Origin of the sequence: Ensifer sp. LC11 (assembly GCF_001695835.1) — a bacterium.
Lineage (GTDB): Bacteria > Pseudomonadota > Alphaproteobacteria > Rhizobiales > Rhizobiaceae > Ensifer.
In genome coordinates, this window is record NZ_MBSO01000012.1 from 451,402 (window position 1) to 475,991 (window position 24,590).

Sequence of the window (24,590 nt, forward strand, 5' to 3'; positions counted from 1 at the left end):
CTACCCCTAAATCGGAAACGCTTTCAGGAAACATGCAGTAGCGGGCAATCTAGCGCATGCCGTCGGTCTTTCGAGAATGGTCCTTCAGCCGGCAAGTCGCCCGCGCTCCTTCTCCATGCGCTGCAGGATCTCGACGAAGGCACGCACGCGGGCAGGGCGGAAATGCGAGGGCGGATAGACGACATGGATGCCGCCTGAGGGCAGCGCCCAGTCTGAGAAGAGACGCAAGAGGCGGCCCTCGGCGATATCGCTGCGCACCTGATAGTCGGGCAACACCGCGACACCGATGCCGGCGACGGCGCAGCAATGGGCGGAATCGGTGCTGTCGGCCGTCACCAGTGCCTTGCCGAGGACCGATGTCTCTTCGCCGGCGCGCATAAATCTCCATTCGAGCGGCGTCTTCAGCGCGCCATTGGCGATCCAGCCTGCCTCGGCCAGATGCTCGGGATGCGAAAGCTGGCCGAGCCTGGTGACATAGGCGGGCGAGGCGACGAGATATTGTTCGAAAGTGCCGATGCGCTTTGCCCGTTCGCTGGAGTCGATGAGCCAGCCGGCACGGATGGCGAGGTCGAGCCGGTTTTCGATCATGTCGAGCACGGTGTCGTTGAAGTTTAGGTCCACCCGCATCGCCGGATAGGCGTCGAGATAGGCGGCGACCGCGTTGGTCACGACCTTGGCGCCATAGTCGAGCGGCGCCGTCAGCGTCAGCGTGCCGCTCGGGATTTCGGTTTCGGCCGAGACCGCGCCGACCGCCTCTTCGGCATCGCGCAGGATCAGCGCTGCGCGTTCATAGAAGCGCTGGCCGGTGGCGGTCGGGCTCAGCCGCCTTGTGGTGCGTGCGAGCAGCGTCGTGCCGAGCTCCTTTTCGAGCTGCGCGACCTGATGGCTGACGGCGGCCTTGGCAAGCCCCAGCCTTTCGGCGGCGGCGGTGAACGAACCACTTTCGACCACGGCGACGAAATGAGAGAGGCGATTTAAGTTTACGGTCATGCGTCCTCTCCAGTGATTGTCTGAATTAATCGGACAATCTGTTCGCGGCAAAGGGCTTTTTCAAGAGCGCGGGTGCCGCCATCTTGCCGGCCTGTTCCATGGACAGCCCAAGGAGACGTCATGCAGATCCAGTTGACCCGGCGGACCGCACTCAAGACGGTGGCGGCGGCCGGTGCCGCGATCCTCGTCCAGCCGATCGGCGGCAGCCTTGTAAGGGCCGCCTCGAAGCTCGAATGGCGCTATTTCCAGGCAAACGAGGCGGGCTTTGACCGCACGCCGGTGCTCCTGACCGGCGAGAGCGAAGCGATCCTGATCGATGGCGGCTTCACGCTGTCCGATGGCCGCGCCGTTGCCGAGGCGATCAGGGCGACGGGCAAGCGCCTGACCACCATCTATGTGAGCTGCAACGATCCGGACTTCTATTTCAGCCTCAAGCCGGTCGTCGAAGCCTTCCCGGATGCCAAGGTGATCGCAGCTTCGGCAACCGTCGAGGCGATCAAGGCCAATGTTGAGGGCAAGCTCGAAACCTGGGGGCCGCAACTGAAGGACAACGGCCCGCAGACGCTTGCCGATGTGGTGATGCCGCAGCCGGATGATCGCACGTCGCTGACGCTCGAAGGCAACACGATTGAGATCGTGACGATCGAGGGGATGAAAGACCGGCGCTACCTCTTCGTGCCGGAGCTCAAGGCGATCTTCGGTGGCGTGCTCGTTTATTCCGGTTCGCATGTCTGGGTGGCCGACGAGGCGACGACCGAGGGGCGGCAGAAATGGATCGAGGCGCTTGACGCCATGGCGACGCGCAAGCCCGAAATCGTCGTGCCGGCGCACAAGAGCAAGGGCGGGCCTGAGGGCGTCGAGGCCATCGGCTTCACCCGGGACTATCTCGTCGCTTTCAACGAGGCGGCCGCTGCCGCCAAGGACAGTGGCGAGCTGATTGCGGCCATGACCAAGCGCTACCCCGATCTTCCCGGCGTTTCGACGCTGGAACTCGGCGCCAAGGTCGCCAAGGGCGAGATGAAGTGGGGCTGAGACCAGCCGTCTTCCATTGATTATTTCGGCGACACGGCTTTTGCCACGCCGCCGTTTCCCCTTCAGGTGGAGGCCGGAGGGCGCAAGCAACTTGTCACCATGACAAGTTCGCGGCTGATGCCGGCCAATAGGTCAATTATGCTGACCCAATTGGGCCGGAGGAAGCCATGCAGGCCGATACGCTTCTAGCGCTGTTTTTGTTTGCGTTCACCACATCGATCACCCCTGGGCCGAACAACATGATGCTGTTCGCCTCGGGCGTTAATTTCGGCTTCCTGCGCACCGTGCCCCATATGCTCGGCATTGGCGCCGGCTTCTTCGTGCTTTTGATCGCCGTCGGCTTCGGCCTCGGCGCGCTCCTGCATTCCGTGCCGCTGCTCTATACGGCGTTGAAATTTGCCGGCGGCGCCTATCTCGTCTGGATCGCCTGGAAGATCGGCACCTCGCGCTCGCTTGCAGAAGGCAAGGCCAGTGCGCAGCCGATGACTTTCCTTGCGGCTGCCGCCTTCCAATGGGTCAACCCGAAGGCCTGGGTCATGGCGGTCTCGGCCATGGCCACCTACACCAGCAGCGACAGCTACCTGTTCAGCGTTCTGGTCGTCGGTCTCATCTTTGCGCTGGTCAACGTGCCGAGCGTTTCCACCTGGGCGGGTTTCGGCTCGGCGCTGCGCCAATGGCTTTCCGAACCGTCGCGGCTGAAATGGTTCAACATCACCATGGCGGTGCTGCTCGTCGTCAGCCTCTGGCCGATGCTAAAATAGCTGAAACTGCGGCTTCGTCAGCATCAGCCAGATGATGCCGGTGACGGCAAAGAAAGCCGGGAAGCCGCAGGCAAACCAGATCGCGTAGAGCCGGTCGAATTCCGGCGGCAACGGTGCACCGTTCACTGTCGCAAGGCGAGCGAGATCGCGCAGCCGCAACTGGATCCAGACGACCGGCAGCCAGAAGAGGCCGGTGACCACGTAAAGGATCAGCGACAGCACGATCCACCCCTCGCTCAGCGACCAGCCGATGCTCCTGGCGAGGAGATAGCCGGTGATCGGCTGGATCACCACGGCTGTGGCGGTGAAGATCGTATCGGCAACCACCACGGTGCCGGCGACATGGGCGATCAGCCGGGCATCGCGCGTGCGCCTGGCCATCAGCATGAAGAAAGCGATGCCCGCACCGGTGCCGAAGAGCACCGCGGCGCCGATCACATGGGCAAGGCGCAGCAGATCTTCCTCAAACATCAGCGTTCATCCAGAATGGCAAGGGCGGCCAGCGTGGCGAGGAGCGACGGCAGAACCTTGACGAGCGGCCCGAGCGGATCGGCCCAGAGAGCGGGCTCTATGAGGCTTGCTGCGGCGAGATAGGCGACAGTCAGGGCGAGCATGCCGAGCAGCGCACGCCTCGAGAAAGGGCGGATGAGGACGGCGATGCCGAGCGCGATATCGGCGAGGCAGGTGAGCAGCGTGAGCATGGTTGCCGATCCATGCGGGAGGAATCGGAGGAAATGCTCTCTCGCGGCATCGAAGGTAAAAAGCGGGATCAGCCCGGAAAGCAGCCAGAACAGCGAGAGCCCGACGATCAGCAGCGGCTTCAACAGATAAAGCCGGGCAAACCAGAGATCCTGAACGCCCGATGGATTGGCGAAAAGGCTCTGCCGGGCGGACAGGAACGGGCCAGGGGCCAGTGTCGCGCCCGCGGCAGAAACGCCGCCGGCCATCACCGAAAGCGCGGTCGAGCGCAGCGGCGAGCGCCAGCCGAGCCGGCCGGCGATATCGGCAAGCAAGCCGACGGGTGCTGCGAGCGCTGCGGGCAGCGAGACCACCCTGGCGGCGGGCAGGCCAAGCCATTGGCGGTGTAATGCCACGAGTTCGGCAAGGGTCGGCGCTTCTTCGTGGCCGAGCACGAGATCGCTTCCTTCGGGCATCAGCCCCGCAAAGCCGCGCTGACGGCCTCTGCAACATCGCTCATGGCAACCGTTTCGACACGCGAGCCCGCATGGACGAGCGGGATGGCGAAGGGCAGGGCGGCAAGGGCCCGCAGCAGCGCCGAGCCGCCATGGGCGTTGCGGCCAAGCACCAGCGCCGGTCGCAGGATGACATGCGCCACGCCGCTTGCCGCCAGCGCCTCGTCGGCACGGAATTTGGTGGCGAGGAAGGCGCTGTCGCTGCCGGCAGTGCCTGATGGCGCCGAGATCTGGACGATCCGCATCGGCGATGCCTTCGCTGCTTCGTAAAGCGCCAGCATCGCCCGTTCCTGGGTTGCCGCGACGTCGTCTGCCAAACCATCCTGTAGCGCGCCGGCGCAGTTGACGATGACGTCATGGCTCTCGACGAACGGTCGCCAGTCGCCGGCCTTGCGCATCCCGGCGAGGTCGGCGGCAAGCCATTGCGCGTCCGGCCGCTTCAGCCGGGCGCGGGCGACATTTCGGCCAAGGCCGGTCACTGCATGTCCGTCGCTTGACAGTCGATCGAGGAGGGCCGAGCCGATGAAACCGGTGGCGCCGAGAATCAGAACCTTCATGGTTCTAGAATAGCGGAGGCGGTTGCGCGCGACAGCATTCCGTATCGCCAAAGTTTAGTCGCGGCCGGACTTGTTACGGTGACAATTCTGGCCGCCGGTCGCTGACGAAATCGATTTCGAATCCGGATTTCATCAGTTACCACTATCGCCCGAGTGAGGAGGCAGCGCCGTCCGCGCCCGAAGGGTGCGCCGCTGCGAGGAGCCAGGCAATGTCCGAACATCATCATGGACACGATCACGATCATCACCACGACAACCACTTCACCGACATGGAAGCGCGGGTGAAGGCGCTAGAAACGGTGCTGACGGAAAAGGGACTGATCGACCCGGCGGCGATCGACGCGATCGTCGAGACCTATGAGACGAAGATCGGCCCGCGCAACGGTGCGCGCGTGGTGGCCAAGGCCTGGGTCGATCCCGACTTCGCCGAATGGCTGAAGCGCGATGCGACGGAAGCGATCGCCAGCCTCAGCTATACCGGACGGCAGGGCGAGCATATGCGCGCCGTGTTCAATACGCCCGACACCCATAACCTTGTCGTCTGCACGCTCTGTTCCTGCTACCCCTGGTCCGTGCTCGGCCTGCCGCCGGTCTGGTACAAGGCGCCGCCCTATCGCTCGCGCGCCGTCATCGACCCGCGCGGCGTGCTCCAGGAGTTCGGACTGACCTTGCCGGAGATGACGCGCATCCGCGTCTGGGATTCGACGGCGGAGTTGCGCTATCTGGTGATCCCTGAGCGCCCGGCGGGAACCGAAGGTCTCGGCGAAGACGAACTCGCGGAGCTTGTGACACGCGATTCGATGATCGGCACCGGGCTTGCCCTTTCCGGGGAGACGCTGCGATGAACGGTCCGCACGATCTCGGTGGCGCCCACGGCCTCGGCCCGGTGGCGCCGGAAAAGGACGAACCCTATTTCCATGCGGATTGGGAGAAGCGGGCGCTCGGTGTCACGCTCTCCTGTGGCGCTTTCGGTGCCTGGACGATCGATGAAAGCCGGCATGCGCGCGAAAGCCTGCCGCCGGCGACCTATCTTTCGGCAAGCTATTACGAGATCTGGACGCGGGCGCTGGAAAAGCTGCTGAAGCGCCATGGCTTCGTCACGCAGGCTGAGCTCGATGGCGGTCACATGCTGGAGCAGGGGGCGAGCCCGAAGAGGGTGTTGAAGGCCGATATGGTGGCGGGCGTACTCGCCAAGGGCGGCCCCTGTGACCGCCCGGTCGAGGTGGCGCCGCGCTTTGTGGTCGGCGAGCGGGTGCGGACGAAGAACTTCAATCCGGAAACCCATACGCGCCTGCCGCGCTATGCCCGCGCCAAGCTCGGCCGGGTAGAGGCGGTGCAGGGCTCCTTCGTCTTCCCCGACGACAACGCCCATGGCCGCGGCGAAAATCCGCAATGGCTCTATACCGTCGTCTTCGACGGCCCGGAGATCTGGGGCGAGGGCGCCGACCCGACGCTCACGGTCTCGATCGATGCCTGGGAGAGCTACCTTGAGCACGTGTAAGGTGACGTCGCCGCTTATTGCTTCGGCCGAACTGCCGAAATCGCCGGAGGGCGATCCGGTCTTTGCCGAACCCTGGCAGGCGAACGCCTTTGCCATGACCGTGCGCCTGCACGAAAAGGGCGTGTTCTCCTGGCCGGAATGGGCAGAAGCCCTTTCGGCCGAACTCTACAAGCCCGGCCGCAAGGCCGATGCCAGCGACTATTACGATTGCTGGGTGGCAGCGCTGTCGCGCCTCGTCACCGAGCTCTCGCTTGCCTCGGACCGCGAGCTTGAAGACCTGACGGCGAGTTGGCGGCGGGCCGCGGAGGCAACGCCGCACGGCAAGCCGATCGTGATCGAGAACGATCCGCTCAGGTAGGTGCGGTGAGCTTCAGGATGAGCGTGCGGATTTGCCCCTCATCCTAGCCTTCTCCCCGCAGGCGGGGAGAAGGGACGAGCCGGGCGGCTGCCTCATCAGTCGGCGTTGACTGTCCGCAAGCGGGCAAGCAGAGCGTGGGCCGTTGACCGGTAACGAGCGGTTGCCACGCGTATCCTTCTCCCCGCGTGCGGGGAGGAGGTGGCAGGCAGGCCGGATGAGGGGCAATCGCTGCGCCACATCACACTGCGTGAAGCGACCATCCGAAAATTCCCCTTTCAGCCGTAATAGGCCGCCTGGTCCAGATCGGAAAGCAGATCGGGACCAACGGGGCTCCACCCGAGCAGGGCGCGGGTACGGGCGCTCGACGCGGCCATGTTGCCGCCCGCCATACCTGCAAACCAGCCGAAATGTTCGCGTGGGCGGGCTTCGACGGGCAGGCCGAGGTGACGGCCGACGATTTCGGCGATCGACCTGAACGGTACCGCTTCGTCCGCCACGGCATGATAGACGCTCTCGGTCGTGCCGCTTTCCAGCGCAAGGCGATAGACCCGCGCGGCATCATGACGGTAGACGCCCGACCAGCAATTCGCGCCGTCTTCCAGATAGGCCGAGACACCTGTCTGCCGCGCCAGGCGCGCGAGGACGGCGATGAAGCCGTAATCGCCCAGCCCATGGACGGAGGGAGCAAGACGGACCGTTGCCGCACGAACGCCGCGATCGGCGACGGCACGGGCGGCCGTCTCAGACTTGCGTGGCGCCCCGACATTCGGAAGCTCGGCTTCGGTCGCGCCGCGCGGCAGGCCAGCGAGACCGGAGGTGACGAGCAGCGGGCGATCCGACCCGGCAAGCACCTCGCCTAAGAATTCGATGACGCGTTGATCCTGGGCCGCACTCTCCATGAAACCGGAAAAGTCCTGGTCGAAGGCCCCATGGACGAAGTCGTGCTTGAAGGCCGTATGGATGATGGCATCCGCGTTCCGTGCGGCCTGCTTAAGGACTGCGGCGTCCTCGAGATCGCCTTCGACGATCGTGGCACCCATTGCCGCCAGTTCAATCGCCTTGTGCTTCGAGCGCGCAAGTCCGGAAACCGTGTGCCCCGCTTCGATCAGATCCTTGACCACGGCGGATCCGACCCAGCCGGTCGCACCCGTTACAAATACGTGCATTGATGTTCTCCTTGAGGGGACCGCCTAGGCGGACCGTGAGTTCAGGCCCGATCAGGCCAGGCGCATCGTCACGTCGATGTCGTCCGCAAACGACGTCGACAGGAATGTGCGCGGGGCTGAGCGGATGTAGTCGAGATATTCAGGGCAATTGTCGGCGTCGTCGGCAATGATCAGGGCGCCCGGGCGCAATCGCGGCTCGATCAGTTTGAAGACGTCGAGGTAGATCGACTTCGCTCCATCCAGCAGCACCAGGTCGATCGCGTCAGGAAGGTCGGCGAAGGTCGTCAGCGCATCGCCTTCGCGGATCTCGACGAGGTCGATGAGACCGCCGTCGGCGAGGTTCTGTCCCGCCCGGACAACCTTGGATGGTTCGAACTCGCTCGTGATCAGTTGGCCGCCGCCGTTGTCGCGCAGCGCTGCGGCCAGGAAGAGCGTCGAAATGCCAAAGGACGTTCCGAACTCGACGATCGTGCGGGCGCGGCTGGAGCGTGCCAGCATGTAGAGGAGGTTGCCGGTCTCGCGTGATACCGGAAGCCACAGATCTCTGATCAGCCCGTAGAGATGGCGATACTCCGTCTTGCTGTGCATCAGACGGTCGCACTCCTCCAGTGACAGGTTCCCCATGGCAGGGCTGGTCGCAGTGTTGGCCTCTTCGAACAGGCGATCGAGAAGGCCTGAGAGAGGTTGGCTGGTGAGCGTTGTCATCGGAAATTCCCTCCTGTTGGGCGTGACTTGCTTTCGAGGATGAAAATACGAATAATTCGTCGCATTCGCTAATCGCATTGCAGGCCAACCGGATGACCGACAAACCAAGTGTCCGTATTTCTTCAAGAAAAATGCCAAAGCAGGCCCGGTCGAATGAGCTGGTGAGGGCCATTCTTCAGGCGGCTGTTCAGGTTTTGGAAGAGGAGGGCGCGCAGCGATTTACCACTGCCCGGGTGGCGGAACGGGCGGGCGTCAGCGTCGGCTCGCTGTACCAGTACTTTCCCAACAAGGGGGCAATCCTGTTCCGCCTTCAAAGCGACGAGTGGCGGCAGACGTCAGGCCTGCTCGCCGAAATCCTCAGCGACCGATCCCGGCCGCCGCTTGATCGCCTTCGGTCCTTGGTTCACGCCTTCGTCAGGTCCGAATGCGAGGAAGCCGCGGTTCGCGGCGCCTTGAGCGACGCTGCCCCGCTTTATCGAGACGCCCCCGAGGCCCATGAGGCAAAGGAGGCCAATGATCCGCTCATCGATCAGTTCATGCGGGAGCTTCTACCAAGGGTGCCGGCCAGCGGCCGGGACCTCGCCGGTGACCTGGTGATGACGACGATGACCACGGTCGGGAAGGACTTTTCAGCAGCGCCGCGCACCGATGACGAGATCGAGGCCTACGCGGATGCGATGGCCGACATGTTCTGCGCCTATCTGCGCGCACATGGCGCAAGCACATGAGGCTGCCCCGGGAACGGCGAACGTTCCCGAGATTTCGGTGCCGAGATCCTTCGGTCACGTAAGTTAAGGCCGCCAGCGACCGCCAGCCAGTTCATATTCTTCCAAGCACTTCTAAACGACATCCACCCAAGCCCCTCTAACCCGAGATCGATCCGCTACAATAGGGTGCCTTGTGCCTGTCGGACCGTCCTTAAATCGTTGACGATCCAAGGACGAAAACATGCAACAATTCCAAAATTTACAGCGGCCTTTTCGCGTGTGAGAAGACGCGGCGCTGCCGTACCGATCCGTTCATCGACAGTTCAGGCGTGATGGCGGAAGATGATGGCGACCGAAGGAGAGAGCGATGCGTATGAAGCTTGTCCTATTTGCCGTTGCGGCGATGACGGCCGGCGTGGCGCATGCTGGCAGCCAATCCTCGAATACGAGCTCGAACAGTTCGTCCAACAACGGCGTCGTGCGCGAGCGGATCGTTGAGACTTATTGTGAAGACGGCTATTGCGAACGCTACGTTCGCCGTCGGGTGTACCGCGACGATTGGCACGGTGGCGACGCCAACGAGTGGCCCCGCCGTCGTGACCGTTATCACGGTGACGATGATTGAGCATGGACCTTCAGAAGGTGAGCCTCGTGATGCGAGGCAGGCCCGCCGAGGACGATTCTAACGGTTCTACCTGTCAAACCGTTCCGCGCTCGGCCGTCAGTTCCTGTCGTACTCAGGCCTTGTCGTGTACGGCGTTGAATTGAAAGGCGCCGCCTCTTGCCGGCAAATCCCGGCTATTCCCACCAGTCATGAGCTCTTCGTTGCCTCACTCTTTTCGAACTGGCGGTAGCACTCGTCGGCTACCTGTTGCAGCAGCGCGCGCGGCACTTCGCCGGTGACGGCGTAGCCGATCGGGCCGTCGATCCAGTAGAAGGTCTCGACGCCGTTGCTTTCCTCGATGCGGAAGCTGGTTTCGCGGTTGTCGTCGTTGCGGCCAAGAAGAACCGTCAGCCGCCGGCCGGTTCCATCCTCATACATGAACATCGCGCCCGCCTTGCCGTTGACTGGCAGCAGCCTTCCGCCGACCAGCGAGAAGCCAAGCGTCGAGAGATCGGGGATCGTCAACGGATGGTCGAGGCGCTTGCCGAGCCAGGTGGCGAGATGGCTCTGCTCATCGGCGCCGACCTCGACCGCGTGGCGCACTTCGCTCGCATAGACCAGGAAGGCCGACTGGGCCTGGCGGGGCAGGCTGTCGGCCGTTTCCATCGGCCGGGTACTGCGATCGGAAGGCAGCAGGGAGGGGGCATAAAGGCCGGTGAGCCCGCCGGCGACAAAGAGCGCGAGACCGGCGGCGATGGCCCGAATGAAGCTGGTCGTCGATCGTGCGCCCTGGTCGCGGCCTTGCTTGGGCCCTTCATTGTTGCGGCTGCTCGACAGCAGCGCGCGGTCGCCGGCGTCGCTGCGGGCGTAGCCTGCAAAGAGTGACCGAAGCTCGACCGCCTGCGCCCGCCATTGCCTGACCTCTTCGGCCCGCGCTGGGTTCTGTTCGAGCCATTGCTCGATCCGCACCCGCTCCCGCGGGCTCAGGAAGCCGTCGACATAGGCGTGCAGGTCGTCTTCGGAGACGGTGTTCAAATCTTCCGTCATTTCGGTCTCCGCATGCTGATCACATTGTCGTCCTTCATGGCTTCGGCAAGCTGGTGCCGGGCGCGCGACAGCCGCGACATCACGGTGCCGATCGGAATGGCCATCATCTCGGCCACGTCCTGATAGCGATAGCCTTCGATCACCACGAGCATCAGCACCGAACGGTTCTCAGGCGAAAGCCCGTTCAGCGCCCGCTCCAGCCGCGAGCGGGCAAGCGGGTCGCTCTCGCGGTTTTCGGCCTCAAGCCCCAGATCCTCGTCGAGCGCCACCTGCGGATGCATGGCGAGATACCGGTGCCGGTTGCGGCCAAGATTGGTCATGATGGTGAAGGCCCAGGCGCGCAGGTTGACGCCACGCCATTGCCCGCGGCGCGAAAGCACCTTCTCCACGCAATCCTGCAACAGGTCCTCGCCATCCGGGTCCGAGCGCACGAGGCTGCGCGCATAGCGCCTCAGCGCCGGCACCAGCGCCAGCACATCCTCTTCAAACCGGTCGGATGCGGGGTTTTCAGCCCCCGCATCCGCATTTCCGCCATTACGGCTTTGCGACATCCCATTCGCCCTTCACGCCGTCACCGGTGATGTCACCCATCTTCTTGTCCTTGACGAAGAAGTAGAGCGGCATGCCGTCCTTGGCCCATTGCTTGCTCCCGTCCTTGCGGTCAACGATCGTATAGGCGCCTTCGGCCTTGGCGCTGGCTTCAGCCATGAAGGGTGGCCAGTTCTTGGCGCAGGTGTCGTAGCATGTGGAAGCGCCACCATGGTCGTCCTTGTAGGTGTAGAGCGTCATGCCGTTTTCGGCTGCGAGCACCTTGCCTTTGGCCGATTCGACTTCCTTGACCGGCGGCGCGGCGAATGCCGTAGCGCTGGCGGCGAGCAGCATGGCGATCGTCAATGGAAACGTTCTCATGGCAATTGTCCTTCCTCAAGATGGTTGGCCTCAAGATGGTTGGCCTCAAGATGGCTGGGCCTCAAGATGGTGGCCCAAGACGGTTTGACGGCAGAAGCGGACGAATGCCTCCTCGTCCCGTTCCGCGAGAGCCGCATCGTGCAGATCCGACCATGAGACACCGCAAGGTCAGGATTTATTCCCGGAAAACTGGTGGTCGTTGCGCACGCCTCCGGACGTCCTGTACCGGGTGAGCCTTGGCGCACGCGAGGCGGGCAGAGCCGCGGAATTCTGTAGCAAATGCCACCAGTCGGTGGTCGTGCTCGGCGACCGCTTTGCGCCAACAGCGGACATCACATCCGCCGATCGGCTTCGTGCTTGCCCGCCCTCAGTTTTGCTGCAGTATCATCCGTGTGCCTTCTTTTCTTCATGCTCCCACCTTGCCAAGTAGTGGCGACATCGAATTTTTGAAGGATTGAAAACTATGAATCAAACAGCTTCCAACGTGAAGTCACGGAATATCCTCGTGCTGGGTGCTGGAGAACTCGGCATGCCGGTCCTGCGCAATCTGGCCCGTCGCGCAAAGGACATTGACGGTGCAACGATAAGCGTCTTGTTGCGCGCCAGCGCCGTAGAGTCTGACTCACCAGCCAAGCAGCGCGACATCGCTGAAATTCGCGATTTGGGGATCGAGATAGTCGTGGGCGATTTGGTGAGGAGCTCAGTTGACGAGTTGGCATCTCTGTTCTCGCAGTATGACACCGTAATTGGCTGCACGGGCTATGCGGCTGGGATCAACACACCGATGAAGCTGGCAAAGGCCGCTTTGCAGTCAGGAATTCCGCGCTATTTCCCGTGGCAGTTCGGTGTTGATTTCGAAGCGATCGGTCGAGGTGGTCCGCAGGACATCTTCGACGCGCAGCTTGATGTCCGTGAACTGCTTCGCTCGCAGCACAAGACCGAATGGGTCATCATCTCCACCGGCATGTTCATGAGCTATCTGTTCGAGCCGGAGTTCGGTGTCGTTGATCTGGAGAAAAACGCGGTCAATGCCCTTGGTAGCTTCGATAACGCTGTCACGCTGACGACGCCTGACGACATCGGCGTGCTCACCGCTGAAATCGTGTTCTACGAGCCGACCATCACCAACGAGATTGTCTTCCTAGCCGGAGATACCATCACCTATGGCGAGCTTGCGGACAAGCTGGAGGCGGGATTAAACCGACCCTTCAGCCGGTCCGAATGGACTGTTCCGGTCCTTATGGAAGAACTGGCAAACGATCCCCAAAACATGATGCGCAAGTACCGAGCGGCCTTTGGTATCGGGCGAGGCATGGCATGGGACAAGGCCGGCACTTTCAACGTACGAGAAGGCATCAAGGTCACGGATGTTTCCGATTGGATCAACGCGAACCTGACGGCCAAGTAACGGGGCTTAAAGGTGCGATGGGGGAGCGCGATAATCTCGCTTTCTCCCGTCAACCTTTGTCACAAACTCCATCTTCAGCAGCGGCGGGTCTTTTACGATGGCAATCACGGAGCGACGGCGTCTGTGTCAGGGTTGCCAAGACGTCTGCCAGGACGGCTTCTCTGGCGGACGGGAATCAAAGTCCTCGCGGGACTTTCGAAACTGCTCCGAATTCTCGACGACCCATGTCCACAGCGGAATCATACGAACGAGAAGACCCATTCCCAATTCTGTTAGTTCGTATTCTACCCGCGGTGGCATCTCTACGAGATCGTGGCGCGTGACGAGGCCATCTCTTTCGAGTTGGCGTAGGGTGCGAGTTAGCATCCGCTGAGTGACGCCATGCATCCGTCTTCCAATATCTGCGTGCCGAAGCCTGCCGTAAACGCCCAGGGTGTGAATGACGCCAAGCGACCACCTGTTTCCCGCGTGGGTCAGAACCTCACGTCTCACTCCGTCTTCATCCTCGCGAAGTCCATCGCAAACTGCTTGAGAGTAGCTAAGGATTTCTTCTCTAGTCATTACTTTTGCCTCTGGTATGCGCTTCGTTTTGTCTTACAGCCTTCCCGGTATATTCCACTCGTCTCGTCGGACGGTCGGGAATTTAAGAGAGTTCAGCGGGAATTCCACATGTGGTCCGATAAGCGAAGGCGATGTAACGAAAAGAACGTCTAAATGAATAGAAGCGTGAAAGACATCTGAGGCAGCTCGCTTTTCGCATCGACAACTTTCGCCAGTGGCTGAATTCCACGATAACGCCCCTTTCTGATCTGACGATCGCCCCAAAAAAATTCCGCTGGTTTTACAACTGCATGCTGCCTTTTCCGCGCCGGCTGCCGCAGCTTCGCGCGATGCCGATGCCGCAATCTACGATCGCTCAAAGCTGGGGACCCAATTTGTCAGAGGCAAATTCTTCCGCTTTGCGTGAAGGCGACATCAGCAGGCCGGTCGGCGCATGGCTCGTTTCGACCCAAAGCCGGCATACGCCGATAGCGCATTGAAAATCCGGTAGTGGTGCAAAGCGGTCTTTAACGGCGCCCAGCGAGACCGCCCTATCGCCATAATTAGTGAGCAGACGCCGCGTGGCGGGAACGAGATCCCTCATCTGCCATCCTGAACTCAGCCCACGCAACCGTTCCAGCACACTTCGTCGGGCTCTCATCCATGGCGATCAGAGTGGTCCCTGCGCGGACAGTCGTCCCATCCGGCCGTTGAACATTAGACTAGCGAGTGCAGCGCAACGACAACGGTGACAGGCAGACGCAGCTCGCGAGCGGGGGCAAGCGTTCTCCCTTCGTGACCAAAAGGGAGAACGCGCGTCGATAGGTTCGATGAGTGCCAGGCCAAAGATCCGCTTCAAGCAGGGCGTTCGGAAGCGCTCGGTCGCCACTTGATGAGATGCTTCTCGGCGACGTCCAGGATACTGTCGATGATCAGGACAAAGATCGCTAGGATGAAGATACCTGCAAAGACCCCGACTGCATCGAAATTGCCTTCCGCCTGAGCGATCAGATAGCCAAGCCCGGCGGAGGAGCCGAGGTATTCGCCGATGATCGCCCCGACAACGGCAAAGCCGACCGATGTACGCAGGGAAGAGAGTATCCAGCTCGCCGCCGCCGGGAAGTAGACGTGGCGGAGCAGGTCCGAGCGTTTGGCACCCAGTATGCGGGCGTTCGACAGCACCACCGGGTTCACTTCGCGAACGCCCTGCATCGCGTTGAAGAAGGTGACGAAGAACACCAGCGTCACCGCCAGCGCCACTTTGGACCACAGCCCGAGGCCGAGCCAGAGTACGAAGATCGGCGCAAGCACGACACGGGGAATCGCGTTCAGGCCCTTGATGAAGGGGTCCAGAATGCGCGCGGCCGAGCGGCTGAGACCGAGCCAGACGCCTGCTGCCACGCCAAGCGCCGTTCCGACCACGTAGCCCAGCACGGTTTCCGTCAGGGTGATGGCCACATGGTTATAGAAGCTGGCGTCCACCACCCAGGACACCACCTGGTTGAAGATGTCGGCCGGAGCCGGGAAAAAGAAGACGTCGATGACGCCGGCCGTGACACCGATCTGCCAGCCGCCGACAATTGCCACCAGCAGCACGACTTGGATGAGGCGTTCAGTCATGGCGTTCATAGCTTTTCTCCACTTCGCCGCGCAGCGATGACCAGATGTTGCGGTAAAGATCCATGAACCGTGGATCGAGCTTGATTTCAGCGACATCGCGTGGGCGTTCGAGATCGACGGGGAAGCTGTCGATCACGCGCGAGCGCGGTCCGGCGGCAAGCACCACGACCCGATCTCCGAGAGCAATTGCCTCCTCAAGGTCGTGGGTAATCATCACTACGGCGCGCCGTTCCTCCTGCCAAAGCCGCAATAGCTCGTTCTGCATCAGGTGGCGGGTATGGATGTCGAGTGCCGAAAAGGGCTCATCCATCAGGATGACCTTGGGGCCTGTAATCAGCGCCTGCGCCATCTGGACGCGCTTGCGCTGACCGCCGGAAAGCTGATGGGGGTAGCGATGCTCGAAGCCCTTCAGGCCAACCTTCGCCAACCACTTCATCGACTGTTGTCGCCGTTCGGCGGCGCCTGTACCCTTGAACAAGGGGCCAAGTTCCACGTTCTCCAGCGCAGTCTTCCAAGGAAGCAGTGCATCCTGCTGGAACAGATAGCCAATATCATTCTGGACCCCGCGTACCGGCTGACCGTCAATCGCGACGGTACCGTTCGCGGGCTTCAGCAGGCCGGCAATAGCATTAAGAATGGTGCTCTTGCCGCAGCCGGTCGGCCCTACGATCGCGAGAAACTCGCCGTCGGCAACGCTCAGATTCACATCCTGCACGGCCACATAGGCGCCGAAGGACATGGTGACCGAGTCCATGGAAACCATCGGCTTCGCCTGATGCGGACTATCCGTCGGGGGTGCGGTTTTTACTACGGCCAATGCCATGACCTCCTCCTGTCAGTTGGCGGCGACGTTCGGGGCCTTGCCGACGAACTCGTTCGTGTAAGTTTTCGTCAGGTCGATTTCAGCCGCGGCGACTTTTTCGTTGAAGCTCTTCAAGACGGCGAGCGGTGTCTTGATATCTTCCTCGTTGATACGCCCGTCCTTCGAGAAGATCGCCTTCGCGTTCTCGACCGCCTTGACGTAGGTGTCGCGATCCCCGGAGATGAACTCCTTCGGGAGCTTGTCGACGATCTCTTCGGCGGAGTGGCTATTCATCCACGCGAGCGCTTTGACCGTTGCATTCGTGACCTTCTGGATGGTTTCCGGATTTTCCGCGATATAGCTCTGTGTGGCATAGAGGACGGAGGTTGGGTAAATCCCGCCATAGATCGCCTTGGCACCCTCGTCGCTGCGCCCGTCGATCAGGATCTTGCCGACGCCCTTGGCCTCGATGAAGGTCGCTGCCGGGTCGTAGTTGACGAGGAGATCGACCTTGCCCTGTTCAAGGGCCGCGACGGCGGCAGACCCGGAGCCAACGCCGATCAGCGAGACGTCGTCCGCGGACAAGCCGTTGCGCTGCAGGTAATAGCGGACGAAGAAATCGGAAGACGAGCCTGGCGAGGTGATTCCGACTTTCGCACCTTTGATCGTTTCCGGTTTTGCAGGGTCGAAAGTGCTGTCCTTGCCGCCAGCCAGCACGAGCCCGGAATTGCGGGCGAGCTGCACGAACGCCACGACAGCCTTCTTCTGCGACTGCATCTGGATCGTATGGTCGTAAAAGCCGACGGCGATGTCCGTCGAGCCGGCAACAAGTGCCTGAAGCGTCTTCGACCCGCCCGATGCGAAGTTTTCGACGGTCACCTCCAGGCCTTCCTTTTCATAGAGGCCGAGCCCCTGGGCGACCGGAAAGGGAAGGTTATTGAGATTGTAAGAGCCGACGCTGATGCGGACCGGATCCGCGAACGCGGTACCGGCAAACACGACGGTTGCCGCGAGGGCGAGCATGAGCTTGCGCATGATATTCTCCTCCTGTTGGTGGCGCCCTCCCGGCGGCCACGATCATTATGCCGCGCAACCCATTTGCGCGACAGGTTTTGCAAATACATGTCCTTCGAATAACCGGCGGGCGGTGCGAAGGATTCCGGCGACGACCTTGCCGTCCCTGTCATACAGCTTGACGTCCAGGTGGCCGCTCGGGTGCTCAATCGAAAGTACCACCGGCGGTTTGCGCGTGCCGACGAGAAGGGAAGCAACGGTGCCTTCATTGATACAGGCTGTGGCGATCCCGACGGCGCCCGTGGTTGCGAGCGACGGATGACATTGATGAGGCATGAAATACCGTACGCTGATGTCGCCTCCCGACCTTGGTCGGGAAATGAGCACCGGCTTCGGCGTTACCTGATTGCGCACGTCTCCAAGGCCCATCCGTTCGCCGGCAGCGATGCGCAGCTTTTCCAGCCGGCCCAGCAGTTCCCTATCAGCATTGAGTTCAGTCGCTGACTCGAAGCCGCTTGCGCCGATCGAGTCTGCCTCGATCAATATCATCGGCATTGCACAGTCGATGCAGGTGACAGCCACACCATCGATCAAGTCGACTGGCGTGCCAGTGGGAAAGAGCTGCCCGGTACGAGCGCCCGCTGCGTCCATGAAGGTCAATGCAATCGGCGCTGCACGGCCGGGCACACCGTCAATTGTAGCTTCACCCAGATAGGAGACGCTGCCGTTTGGAGTGGGAACTTCGGCCTCGATCAGCTTCCTGGTGTTGACGTTATGAATCCGGACGAGCGTCGTTTCTCCCCGGACCGGGACAAGTCCAGCTTCGATGGCAAACGGGCCGACCGCAGCCAGCATGTTGCCGCAGTTCGGGGAGGTATCGACAATCTGTTGGTCGACCCGCACCTGGGCAAAGAGATAATCCACATCGGCGCCAGCAATGCTGGCTGGCCCGACGATGGCTACCTTGCTCGTGACCGGATTGCCGCCACCGATGCCATCGATCTGCAGCGGGTGACCCGAGCCCATGACGGACAGTAGGATCTTGTCACGCGGCCCGGCAGCCGCGGGCAGATCGCTTGCCAGGAAGAACGGCCCCTTCGAGGTGCCGCCTCTCATTAGAACGCAAGGGATCGCCAGGAGATCGTTCATCACTTGTGCTTCCGTCGGATTTATGTCATCGCCGTATCAATCGGCTCGTTTGATCCAATTATCGGAATCACGGTTGATTTGTGAAATGCTAAGAATCGTGGAATTGATGCACGATGAACATTAATTGTGAGATCCTTGATCTTCGAGGTTTTCTAAGCGTTGTAGAGCTGGAGAGCTTTCATCGCGCCGCCGAGGCGCTGCACTTGTCGCAGCCGGCGTTGAGCCGCCGGATCCAAAAGCTCGAACAGGCGATCGGAGCACCGCTCCTGGAGCGCACGACGAGACATGTGTCGGCGACTGCCCTCGGCACAGAACTCGTTCCGCTTGTCCGACGCATGTTAGAGGAATTCGACGGCTCCTTGTTCGCCGTACGCGATATTGGTGCCAATCGAGGCGGATTGGTCACGATCGCATGCCTCCCGACCGCAGCATTCTACTTTCTGCCGACCGTCATTCGCCAGTTCAACGAGGAGTATCCGAACATCCGCTTTCGCATCCTCGACCTGCCGGCGACCGACGGCCTCCAGGCTGTGGCACGCGGCGAGGTGGAGTTCGGCATAAATATCATGGGCACATCGGATCCGGACCTGATCTTTGACCGGCTGGTGGAAGATCCTTTCGTGTTGGCAGCGCGCAAGGACCACCCGCTTGCCGCCAAACCCTCAGTCGGCTGGGCGGACCTCGAGCCTTACCACCTGATCACCGTCCATCGATCGAGCGGCAACAGAACCTTGCTCGACGCAGCTCTGGCAAAATCGAACATCAAGCTTCGTTGGTTCTACGAAGTGACCCATCTGTCCACCTCGCTTGGTCTGGTGGAGGCCGGCCTCGGAATTTCAGTCCTACCGCGCATGGCGACCCCGCAGGGTGACCATCCGTTCTTGATCACACGCCCGATCGGCGATCCCGAGATATCGCGTACCATTGGCGTGGTCCGCCGACGCGGCGGCACGTTGTCGCCGGCAGCGGAGAGATTTCTCGAGATGCTGATGGGCGCATGGGGAAGTGTTTGAAGGGACTCGAGGTTCAACAAAGCCGGGCTTCCCTTCGAGCTTTCTGCGGGTGTCCGCCAGATGGGCTCAAGGATATCGGCCCGTCACCGTCCAGATGCCTTGCGTCATCTTTTCGAGAATGATCTCTTGGGTGGCCATCATGCGGTACCGGGCCTGTGTCTTCAGGGGGGGCACGGTAAACGCAGAAGACAGCAGTTCCCCCGACGCACGGGCCATGCGCGACGCGTTCGCACTAACCTTTGCCGCTCGCGCCGCATAGATCGCGGTCTGACATCGATAGCCCTCATATTGGTGATCTGGGACAACTGTGATGTCGTTACCGGCCGCATAGCCGCCGTTAAATGCTCAAGCGTCCAACTTCCGCCCTCCACCCATTGCTGCCGTTCGATCTGACACCGGGGAACGGCAGCTCTGGGCCGGAAGCGGCCGTTGGTAGCATTTGCTACCTAGTACCGCAGAGCCGCCTCGGTACGGGTAGAGCCGCCTCGGTCGGAAGCGGCTCAATGGGAGGGCGGCCGCCTGCGGGCGCGCAATACCCGTCAAGGCAGAAGGACGACGGATCCCGTCGTGCGCCTCGCTTCCAGGTCCTCATGCGCCTTGCCGGCTTTGGAGAGCGGATAGGTGGTGATGCCGGCGGCCTTGATGACGCCGGCCCCGATTGCTGCAAACAGGTTCCGTGCCGCGGCCTCGTATTCTGCCCGATCGGCGGTGTAATGCGCGATCGAGGGACGGGTGACATAGAGCGAGCCCTTTGCAGAAAGCGCGGAAACGTCAAGCGGCGGCACCGGGCCGGAGGAGGCGCCGAAGGAGACCAGCATGCCGCGCGGGCGCAGGCAATCAAGCGATCTGGCAAAGGTTTCGGCGCCAACGGAATCGTAGACGACGTCGACACCCTTGCCGTCGGTGATCTCGCCAACCCGTGCCTGAAAATCCTCCTGTGTGTAGAGGATGACGTGGCGGCAGCCATTGGCTCTGGCGATCTCGGCCTTCTCAATGGAGCTGACCGTGCCGATGACTGTCGCGCCGATGTGGCTCAGCCATTGGCAGGCAATCGAGCCGACGCCGCCGGCGGCCGCATGGAAGAGCACCGTGTCGCCGCGCTTTACCTCAAAGCAGCGGTGGATCAGATACTCGACGGTCAGTCCCTTGAAGACGAGCGCTGCGACCTCCCGGCTGTCCAGGTCCTCGGGCAAAGCGAGCGCCCGGGCGGCGGGCAGGTTGCGATGGGTGGCATAGGCGCCGGGTGGGCCGCCGACATAGGCGACGCGCGCGCCGACGGCAAAGCCCGCGACCCCGTCGCCAAGCGCCGTGATCACGCCGACACCCTCGACGCCGATGCCGCTCGGCAGGGGCAGGGGTGCGGTACCCCGGCGGTGATAGATGTCGATGTAGTTCACGCCGATCGCGAGATGGCGGATCTGAATTTCGCCCGGCGCCGGATCGGGAAGTTGTCGGGTCTTAAAATCGAGCACCTCGGATGCGCCAAATTCGGAAAAGCGGAAGGCCTGTGTCTCTGTTGTCATGATGTTCTCTCTTTTTCGCTGGCGGGCCGAAATTCGCCCGGCTTTCGACGAGGCCGAGAAGCCTTGCTGCAACTCGGTTTTGCAAAAACGGAAAGCTATTTATGGATGGGATCGAGGGTCTTCAGGTCATTTCCGCGCCGCGCCGCCCGGGCGCTGGAAGATCCCGACTGCCGCGGCGACGAGCGCGGCATTGTCGCGCGCGACCGTTCCGTCAGGCAGATGCTTTCCGTCTTCCAGGCCCACACGGGTCGTGTAGAACCGCTCGCGCGCCAGCTCGACGAATGGCCAGACGGTTCCGTCGAAACCGTGCAGGAGAATGGGGCGGCTGACCTTGGCGCGCGCCAGGACGTCGACAATGCCGTTGAAAGTCTCGCGCGCCAGTGGGAAGCCCTGTTCGTGGTCAAGTTCGATCAGCACGCGAAGCACCCGGCCGTGGTCATTGAGGCTGACGAAACGTTCCGCATCGGCGACGGACGCCAGGCCGGCTTCGATGCCAACGCCTTTCTCCCGGAGCAATTGCATGACGGCAGGTGCGTCGCTCTCCGACAGGTTCACGGACGCATAGTCCGGCAGCACGTGCCACTGGCGGATAGCCTGTCGCGTTCGCTCCGGATCGCCTTCGATCCAGGCGCCCGTCGAGACGCCGACCAGCGTTCCGGGGCAGGCGCGGCGGATCGCTGCAACCGTATCGCTGACGGCGGCGAGGCTTTCCTTCCCATCGCCACCACGGGGATGCACGTCGGCACCCCGGGGATGCACGTCGGCACCCCGGGGATGCACGTGCAGTTCCGCGGCGCCGGCGGCGACCACCGATGCGGCATCGTCGGCGATGGCATCGATTGTCGTGGGAAGGCGCGGGTGGAAGTCATCCGGTCGCGCACCGTTGATGCAAGCTTGAACGATCATCGAGGCTGCCCTTTCTTTCCAGATTGAACCACGACCTCGGCGCCATTCAAACGGCGCCCAAAACAAACGAGAAGACGATGATGGCCCGGATCAATCGTCGGGATCATGGCTCGATCTGCCGGGCCTTGCGCAAAATTGCCTTGCTTTCCGGCAGCTGTCGAGAAAACCTTTCCGCAATCCGATTTTCCAAAAATGGAAAGCATTATGGACTGGAATGATCTGAAGTTCTTCCTGGCCGTCGCCAATGCACGCTCGCTGAGTGCCGCGGCCGGCCGTCTCAGCGTCAGCGCATCGACTGTGTCGCGCCGGATCGAGGCGCTGGAGGCGGCGCTGCAGGTCAAGCTCTTCCGACCGCATCGGGACGGCTACGACCTGACGGCGGCCGGCGAGGACCTGCTGGCGCCGGCCGAACGCGCCGAGGCCCAGATGCGCGTCTTCGAACGCACGGCGCGGGAAAAGGACAGCGATCTCGCCGGCGCCGTTCGCATCGATGTGCCTGAACTGCTCGGGCAGGAGGTGCTGCTGCCGGGACTGGCGCGTTTCCTGCACGACCATCCCGAAATCCGCCTCGAGATGCATTCGAGCGTGCGCCCGGTACGGCTGGTCGGTGAAGAGGCCGATATCGTCTTGCGTCTGGTGCGGCCGCAGCAGGGTAATTATCGGCAGCGCAAGGTGGGCCAGCTCGCTTTCGGTCTCTACGCCACGCCGGACTACGTGACCCACCATGGCGTGCCCACGACCTCCGCCGACCTCTACCGTCACCGGGTGGTCGGCTGGAGCGAGGATCTGAGCTATCTGATCATGGTGGCCTGGCTCGAAACCCTGTGCCCCGGCATGCAGCCGGCGATGCGCCTCACATCGTTTGGTGCCCAGATGGCGGCGGTGAGGAACGGCCTCGGCCTTGCCGTGCTGCCCGCCTTCGCCGCCGAGGCAGCCGGCTTCGTCGCGTTGCTGCCCGACGCATCGCCGCTGGTCTCCGACCTCTGGCTGCTGGTGCACGAACAGGTGGCGGACCTGCCGCGCGTGCGGCTCGTCAAGGACGAGATCACTGTGGCGCTGGCACGTTTCAAGGTGCCGCCGTTCGGGAACGATTAGGCGGACAGCGCTCCCGCGCTGTGCTGCGATTCACGGAACGGCGGTATCGCCGTCGCCAAGGAACGGCTTCCAAACCTCGTCAAAGCGGCGGACGCCATCGAAGGTCGCTTCGATCTTTTCAACGACGGTCTCGTCGGCTGTCGTGACTTCGTAGAACGTGCTGTCGATCGCGCGAATGCGGACCCAGAGCTCGTCAGAGATAGCCGGCAAGGAGCCGGAGAACTCTCCCCAAATGACCTGGAGCGTGTCCTGCGCCACCGCGGCCAGCTCCCGGCCGCTGACCGCTTCACCAGAACGGGCCATCTTCTCGAGGACGTCGCCACCGGGACCGGTGGCATCGAACCATGAATACCCCGCATCGACCGCCGAGACTCTCCATGAGGCGGTGAGAGAAAGGGGAGCCAGAAGCTGCAGGAAGTCGCGCAGATCGAACGGCAACACCGTCTCGAGGGAGCCGTAAACCCTGAGTGTCTTCATGAGGTGCTCTCCCGAAATGCCAAGCCAGTGCGCCCGTGCGACTTTCGCGAAGAAACGCCGGGCCCGCAATCCCCCGGTGGCCAGCTTCAAGCCCGATCGGCGACGAAGCGGGCGAGCGCCGGGCCGATCATGGTGATGATCAGCAGGCGGGCGGTCTGCAGCGCCATGACGAAGGAGAGGTCGACATTGCTCGAGGCGGCGATGACGGCGATCGAATCCAGCCCGCCGGGGCTGGTCGCAAGATAGGCAGTGAGCGGGTCGATACCGACGACCCTGATCAGGAGCAAGGCCAGCAGACCGGAAAAGGAGATCAGCACGATGATCGAAATGATCGTCGGCACCAGGGCGCGGCGCGCATGGATGAGGATCTGGCGGGTAAAGCCCAGGCCGATGTTCCAGCCGAGAGCCGCAAAACAGAGCGCCAGCAGCCATTGCGGCAGCACGGTGGTCATGACGCCCGAGACATTGAGCGCGGCGCCGAGGAGGAAGGGCAGCAGGAAGGCGCCGGCGGGCACGCGCAGGAAGCGGCCGGCAAGGGCAGCGCCAAGCCCGACGGTGATCGTCTCCAGGAAGCGCAAGCCGTCGATCGGCGCGAACCAGTGCGTGGTCTGCTCGGCTTCAGCGCCGGTGACCCACATATGCGCGACGACGGTTGCGGTGCTGGCGACGAAGATCACGCGCAGATACTGCATGAAGGCGACGAGGCGGGCATCGGCGCCATAGGCATCGGCCATCAGCAACATCGTCGAGGCAGCACCGGCAGAAGAGCCCCAGATCGCCGTGGTGCCGGGCAGGATACGCATGCGGGTGATGACCCAGCCGCAGAGCGTGCTGACGGCGATGACCGAAAGGATGACGCCCAGGAACAAGGGCCAGTTGCCGGAGAAGGTGGCGAGCATGCCGGGCGTCATGGCGCCGGCGATCATCATCGCCAGGATGAACTGCACGCAGAAGAAGAGCTGGCGGGGAAGGCGGATCGTGCCGCCGTTCATGCCGACGAGCACCGCGGCCAGCATCGGGCCCATCAAGAGGCCCGCGGGAAGGCCGATGAATTCGAAGAACGACGCAAGCACGATCGAGATTGCCGAAAGCAGGCACCATTGCAGCCACGGCGCCAGCCGTCCGATGCCGACTTTCTCCGGAGTGGGCGCGGCTGCGGGCTTGTCGGTCGTCACGGGCATTCTCCGGCATCATCCCGAAGAGGCGGGAGCGGCCGCTTGCGGCCGGCCCCAACGGGATTGCGCGATGGTCTTCGCCAGCAGGATCGATGGCGCCATCGCGTCCCGCTCGTTAGCAACAATGCGGCGTTGCATTCAAGCCGCATTCAAGGGGCAGGGCAAGAAAGTGCCACAGGAACGGCCGCACAAGTGAAGCGACGGTAGGGCTTACCCGGCACCCGGGGCACTTTCGCGCGACGAACCCCGATGGCTGATGAGAAAAAAACGTGAACAAACGCTGCCGGGATCGGCTGCGGCGAAAACGGTGGCGACGGTTCACGACATTGATTCCACGT

General features: G+C 62.4%; 27 protein-coding genes and 1 pseudogene. 10 read left to right on the plus strand and 18 right to left on the minus strand.

Going from position 1 to position 24,590, the window contains the following annotated elements:
* Window positions 1-84: 84 nt before the first annotated feature.
* Complete coding sequence (locus BBX50_RS10835) at window positions 85-990, minus strand: LysR family transcriptional regulator (protein WP_065775301.1); 906 nt, start codon at window positions 988-990, stop codon at window positions 85-87.
* Window positions 991-1,110: 120 nt separating this feature from the next.
* Here BBX50_RS10835 and BBX50_RS10840 point away from each other — a divergent pair, with 120 nt between their 5' ends.
* Window positions 1,111-2,022: an MBL fold metallo-hydrolase gene (locus BBX50_RS10840; protein ID WP_065775302.1), complete on the plus strand. Its 912-nt coding sequence runs from the start codon at window positions 1,111-1,113 to the stop codon at window positions 2,020-2,022.
* Window positions 2,023-2,189: 167 nt separating this feature from the next.
* Window positions 2,190-2,783, plus strand: a complete 594-nt coding sequence (locus tag BBX50_RS10845) for a LysE family translocator (RefSeq protein ID WP_065775303.1) — start codon at window positions 2,190-2,192, stop codon at window positions 2,781-2,783.
* On the opposite strand, the gene BBX50_RS10850 is transcribed toward BBX50_RS10845, so the two are convergent.
* Window positions 2,775-3,254 (minus strand): DUF2269 domain-containing protein, encoded by a 480-nt coding sequence (locus BBX50_RS10850; protein ID WP_065775304.1) that lies wholly within the window; start codon window positions 3,252-3,254, stop codon window positions 2,775-2,777. The two genes, BBX50_RS10845 and BBX50_RS10850, sit on opposite strands and share 9 nt — an antisense overlap.
* Window positions 3,254-4,533, minus strand: a pseudogene (locus BBX50_RS10855) (SDR family oxidoreductase). The gene BBX50_RS10850 and the pseudogene BBX50_RS10855 overlap by 1 nt, the downstream one beginning before the upstream one ends.
* Before the next feature lie 209 nt (window positions 4,534-4,742).
* On the opposite strand from BBX50_RS10855, the gene nthA reads away from it, so the two are divergent.
* The 3 genes from nthA to BBX50_RS10870 are packed head-to-tail and all read left to right on the plus strand — an operon-like array spanning window position 4,743 to window position 6,392.
* The gene (gene nthA, locus BBX50_RS10860; RefSeq protein WP_065775305.1) at window positions 4,743-5,378 is read left to right on the plus strand and encodes a nitrile hydratase subunit alpha; all 636 of its coding nucleotides are present in this window, start codon (window positions 4,743-4,745) and stop codon (window positions 5,376-5,378) included.
* On the plus strand, window positions 5,375-6,034 hold the full coding sequence (gene nthB / locus BBX50_RS10865; protein WP_065775306.1) for a nitrile hydratase subunit beta: 660 nt from the start codon (window positions 5,375-5,377) through the stop codon (window positions 6,032-6,034). The genes nthA and nthB overlap by 4 nt, the downstream gene beginning before the upstream one ends.
* Entirely contained in the window at window positions 6,003-6,392 is a 390-nt protein-coding gene (locus tag BBX50_RS10870; protein WP_139108445.1) for a nitrile hydratase accessory protein, read from the plus strand. The genes nthB and BBX50_RS10870 overlap by 32 nt, the downstream gene beginning before the upstream one ends.
* A gap of 275 nt (window positions 6,393-6,667) precedes the next feature.
* Here BBX50_RS10870 and BBX50_RS10875 read toward each other — a convergent pair whose 3' ends face one another.
* Window positions 6,668-7,558 carry an SDR family oxidoreductase gene (locus tag BBX50_RS10875; protein WP_065775308.1) on the minus strand — a complete coding sequence of 297 codons (891 nt, stop codon included), beginning with the start codon at window positions 7,556-7,558 and terminating at the stop codon, window positions 6,668-6,670.
* Window positions 7,559-7,609: 51 nt separating this feature from the next.
* On the minus strand, window positions 7,610-8,263 hold the full coding sequence (locus BBX50_RS10880) for a class I SAM-dependent methyltransferase (protein ID WP_065775309.1): 654 nt from the start codon (window positions 8,261-8,263) through the stop codon (window positions 7,610-7,612).
* A gap of 92 nt (window positions 8,264-8,355) precedes the next feature.
* Between BBX50_RS10880 and BBX50_RS10885 the strand changes: the two genes are divergently transcribed.
* Together BBX50_RS10885 and BBX50_RS10890 are read left to right on the plus strand one after the other, a co-directional pair.
* Window positions 8,356-8,991: a TetR family transcriptional regulator gene (locus BBX50_RS10885; protein ID WP_065775449.1), complete on the plus strand. Its 636-nt coding sequence runs from the start codon at window positions 8,356-8,358 to the stop codon at window positions 8,989-8,991.
* Between the two features lie 346 nt (window positions 8,992-9,337).
* Window positions 9,338-9,595 (plus strand): hypothetical protein, encoded by a 258-nt coding sequence (locus tag BBX50_RS10890; RefSeq protein ID WP_065775310.1) that lies wholly within the window; start codon window positions 9,338-9,340, stop codon window positions 9,593-9,595.
* Window positions 9,596-9,781: 186 nt separating this feature from the next.
* Here the strand turns inward: BBX50_RS10890 and BBX50_RS10895 are convergent, their stop codons facing one another.
* The 3 genes from BBX50_RS10895 to BBX50_RS10905 are packed head-to-tail and all read right to left on the minus strand — an operon-like array spanning window position 9,782 to window position 11,530.
* Window positions 9,782-10,621, minus strand: a complete 840-nt coding sequence (locus BBX50_RS10895) for an anti-sigma factor (protein WP_065775311.1) — start codon at window positions 10,619-10,621, stop codon at window positions 9,782-9,784.
* Complete coding sequence (locus BBX50_RS10900; protein ID WP_065775312.1) at window positions 10,618-11,172, minus strand: RNA polymerase sigma factor; 555 nt, start codon at window positions 11,170-11,172, stop codon at window positions 10,618-10,620. Before BBX50_RS10900 ends, BBX50_RS10895 begins: the two co-directional genes overlap by 4 nt.
* Entirely contained in the window at window positions 11,156-11,530 is a 375-nt protein-coding gene (locus BBX50_RS10905; protein WP_065775313.1) for a hypothetical protein, read from the minus strand. The genes BBX50_RS10900 and BBX50_RS10905 overlap by 17 nt, the downstream gene beginning before the upstream one ends.
* Window positions 11,531-11,993: 463 nt before the next feature.
* On the opposite strand from BBX50_RS10905, the gene BBX50_RS10910 reads away from it, so the two are divergent.
* Window positions 11,994-12,938 carry an aromatic alcohol reductase gene (locus BBX50_RS10910; protein WP_065775314.1) on the plus strand — a complete coding sequence of 315 codons (945 nt, stop codon included), beginning with the start codon at window positions 11,994-11,996 and terminating at the stop codon, window positions 12,936-12,938.
* A 126-nt stretch (window positions 12,939-13,064) separates the two neighbouring features.
* Here the strand turns inward: BBX50_RS10910 and BBX50_RS10915 are convergent, their stop codons facing one another.
* The 6 genes from BBX50_RS10915 to BBX50_RS10935 form a co-directional block, all read right to left on the minus strand.
* A complete protein-coding gene (locus BBX50_RS10915; RefSeq protein ID WP_065775315.1) occupies window positions 13,065-13,499 on the minus strand; it encodes a helix-turn-helix domain-containing protein in 435 nt (144 codons plus the stop codon).
* A 355-nt stretch (window positions 13,500-13,854) separates the two neighbouring features.
* Complete coding sequence (locus tag BBX50_RS29805; protein ID WP_139108446.1) at window positions 13,855-14,082, minus strand: hypothetical protein; 228 nt, start codon at window positions 14,080-14,082, stop codon at window positions 13,855-13,857.
* Window positions 14,083-14,333: 251 nt separating this feature from the next.
* The gene (locus BBX50_RS10920) at window positions 14,334-15,107 is read right to left on the minus strand and encodes an ABC transporter permease (protein ID WP_065775316.1); all 774 of its coding nucleotides are present in this window, start codon (window positions 15,105-15,107) and stop codon (window positions 14,334-14,336) included.
* A complete protein-coding gene (locus tag BBX50_RS10925) occupies window positions 15,091-15,921 on the minus strand; it encodes an ABC transporter ATP-binding protein (protein WP_065775317.1) in 831 nt (276 codons plus the stop codon). Before BBX50_RS10925 ends, BBX50_RS10920 begins: the two co-directional genes overlap by 17 nt.
* A gap of 12 nt (window positions 15,922-15,933) precedes the next feature.
* Entirely contained in the window at window positions 15,934-16,935 is a 1,002-nt protein-coding gene (locus BBX50_RS10930; protein WP_065775318.1) for an ABC transporter substrate-binding protein, read from the minus strand.
* A gap of 45 nt (window positions 16,936-16,980) precedes the next feature.
* The gene (locus BBX50_RS10935) at window positions 16,981-18,063 is read right to left on the minus strand and encodes a 4-oxalomesaconate tautomerase (protein WP_065775319.1); all 1,083 of its coding nucleotides are present in this window, start codon (window positions 18,061-18,063) and stop codon (window positions 16,981-16,983) included.
* Between the two features lie 113 nt (window positions 18,064-18,176).
* On the opposite strand from BBX50_RS10935, the gene BBX50_RS10940 reads away from it, so the two are divergent.
* A complete protein-coding gene (locus BBX50_RS10940; protein ID WP_065775320.1) occupies window positions 18,177-19,076 on the plus strand; it encodes a LysR family transcriptional regulator in 900 nt (299 codons plus the stop codon).
* Window positions 19,077-19,615: 539 nt separating this feature from the next.
* On the opposite strand, the gene BBX50_RS10945 is transcribed toward BBX50_RS10940, so the two are convergent.
* Together BBX50_RS10945 and BBX50_RS10950 are read right to left on the minus strand one after the other, a co-directional pair.
* The gene (locus BBX50_RS10945; protein ID WP_065775321.1) at window positions 19,616-20,599 is read right to left on the minus strand and encodes a quinone oxidoreductase; all 984 of its coding nucleotides are present in this window, start codon (window positions 20,597-20,599) and stop codon (window positions 19,616-19,618) included.
* Window positions 20,600-20,725: 126 nt separating this feature from the next.
* Window positions 20,726-21,505: a 3-keto-5-aminohexanoate cleavage protein gene (locus BBX50_RS10950; protein WP_065775322.1), complete on the minus strand. Its 780-nt coding sequence runs from the start codon at window positions 21,503-21,505 to the stop codon at window positions 20,726-20,728.
* A 204-nt stretch (window positions 21,506-21,709) separates the two neighbouring features.
* Here BBX50_RS10950 and BBX50_RS10955 point away from each other — a divergent pair, with 204 nt between their 5' ends.
* Window positions 21,710-22,600, plus strand: coding sequence for a LysR family transcriptional regulator (locus BBX50_RS10955; protein ID WP_065775323.1), 891 nt, complete (start codon window positions 21,710-21,712; stop codon window positions 22,598-22,600).
* Window positions 22,601-22,630: 30 nt separating this feature from the next.
* On the opposite strand, the gene BBX50_RS10960 is transcribed toward BBX50_RS10955, so the two are convergent.
* Both BBX50_RS10960 and BBX50_RS10965 read right to left on the minus strand, forming a co-directional pair.
* A complete protein-coding gene (locus tag BBX50_RS10960; RefSeq protein WP_065775324.1) occupies window positions 22,631-23,077 on the minus strand; it encodes a hypothetical protein in 447 nt (148 codons plus the stop codon).
* 86 nt (window positions 23,078-23,163) lie between these two features.
* Entirely contained in the window at window positions 23,164-24,258 is a 1,095-nt protein-coding gene (locus tag BBX50_RS10965; protein ID WP_065775325.1) for an AbrB family transcriptional regulator, read from the minus strand.
* Between the last annotated feature and the right edge of the window lie 332 nt (window positions 24,259-24,590).

Excerpts from the sequence above, each read along its gene's own strand:
- BBX50_RS10895 (WP_065775311.1), bottom strand. The coding sequence starts at position 10,621 with ATGACGGAAGATTTGAACACCGTCTCCGAAGACGACCTGCACGCCTAT.
- BBX50_RS10940 (WP_065775320.1), top strand. The coding sequence starts at position 18,177 with ATGAACATTAATTGTGAGATCCTTGATCTTCGAGGTTTTCTAAGCGTT.
- BBX50_RS10840 (WP_065775302.1), top strand. The coding sequence starts at position 1,111 with ATGCAGATCCAGTTGACCCGGCGGACCGCACTCAAGACGGTGGCGGCG.
- BBX50_RS10965 (WP_065775325.1), bottom strand. The coding sequence starts at position 24,258 with ATGCCCGTGACGACCGACAAGCCCGCAGCCGCGCCCACTCCGGAGAAA.
- BBX50_RS10930 (WP_065775318.1), bottom strand. The coding sequence starts at position 16,935 with ATGCGCAAGCTCATGCTCGCCCTCGCGGCAACCGTCGTGTTTGCCGGT.
- BBX50_RS10950 (WP_065775322.1), bottom strand. The coding sequence starts at position 21,505 with ATGATCGTTCAAGCTTGCATCAACGGTGCGCGACCGGATGACTTCCAC.
- BBX50_RS10960 (WP_065775324.1), bottom strand. The coding sequence starts at position 23,077 with ATGAAGACACTCAGGGTTTACGGCTCCCTCGAGACGGTGTTGCCGTTC.
- nthA (WP_065775305.1), top strand. The coding sequence starts at position 4,743 with ATGTCCGAACATCATCATGGACACGATCACGATCATCACCACGACAAC.
- BBX50_RS10875 (WP_065775308.1), bottom strand. The coding sequence starts at position 7,558 with ATGCACGTATTTGTAACGGGTGCGACCGGCTGGGTCGGATCCGCCGTG.
- BBX50_RS10850 (WP_065775304.1), bottom strand. The coding sequence starts at position 3,254 with ATGTTTGAGGAAGATCTGCTGCGCCTTGCCCATGTGATCGGCGCCGCG.
- BBX50_RS10945 (WP_065775321.1), bottom strand. The coding sequence starts at position 20,599 with ATGACAACAGAGACACAGGCCTTCCGCTTTTCCGAATTTGGCGCATCC.
- BBX50_RS29805 (WP_139108446.1), bottom strand. The coding sequence starts at position 14,082 with ATGAGGGATCTCGTTCCCGCCACGCGGCGTCTGCTCACTAATTATGGC.
- BBX50_RS10910 (WP_065775314.1), top strand. The coding sequence starts at position 11,994 with ATGAATCAAACAGCTTCCAACGTGAAGTCACGGAATATCCTCGTGCTG.
- BBX50_RS10870 (WP_139108445.1), top strand. The coding sequence starts at position 6,003 with ATGCCTGGGAGAGCTACCTTGAGCACGTGTAAGGTGACGTCGCCGCTT.
- BBX50_RS10845 (WP_065775303.1), top strand. The coding sequence starts at position 2,190 with ATGCAGGCCGATACGCTTCTAGCGCTGTTTTTGTTTGCGTTCACCACA.
- BBX50_RS10835 (WP_065775301.1), bottom strand. The coding sequence starts at position 990 with ATGACCGTAAACTTAAATCGCCTCTCTCATTTCGTCGCCGTGGTCGAA.
- BBX50_RS10935 (WP_065775319.1), bottom strand. The coding sequence starts at position 18,063 with ATGAACGATCTCCTGGCGATCCCTTGCGTTCTAATGAGAGGCGGCACC.
- nthB (WP_065775306.1), top strand. The coding sequence starts at position 5,375 with ATGAACGGTCCGCACGATCTCGGTGGCGCCCACGGCCTCGGCCCGGTG.
- BBX50_RS10955 (WP_065775323.1), top strand. The coding sequence starts at position 21,710 with ATGGACTGGAATGATCTGAAGTTCTTCCTGGCCGTCGCCAATGCACGC.
- BBX50_RS10880 (WP_065775309.1), bottom strand. The coding sequence starts at position 8,263 with ATGACAACGCTCACCAGCCAACCTCTCTCAGGCCTTCTCGATCGCCTG.
- BBX50_RS10885 (WP_065775449.1), top strand. The coding sequence starts at position 8,356 with ATGACCGACAAACCAAGTGTCCGTATTTCTTCAAGAAAAATGCCAAAG.
- BBX50_RS10915 (WP_065775315.1), bottom strand. The coding sequence starts at position 13,499 with ATGACTAGAGAAGAAATCCTTAGCTACTCTCAAGCAGTTTGCGATGGA.
- BBX50_RS10920 (WP_065775316.1), bottom strand. The coding sequence starts at position 15,107 with ATGAACGCCATGACTGAACGCCTCATCCAAGTCGTGCTGCTGGTGGCA.
- BBX50_RS10890 (WP_065775310.1), top strand. The coding sequence starts at position 9,338 with ATGCGTATGAAGCTTGTCCTATTTGCCGTTGCGGCGATGACGGCCGGC.
- BBX50_RS10905 (WP_065775313.1), bottom strand. The coding sequence starts at position 11,530 with ATGAGAACGTTTCCATTGACGATCGCCATGCTGCTCGCCGCCAGCGCT.
- BBX50_RS10900 (WP_065775312.1), bottom strand. The coding sequence starts at position 11,172 with ATGTCGCAAAGCCGTAATGGCGGAAATGCGGATGCGGGGGCTGAAAAC.
- BBX50_RS10925 (WP_065775317.1), bottom strand. The coding sequence starts at position 15,921 with ATGGCATTGGCCGTAGTAAAAACCGCACCCCCGACGGATAGTCCGCAT.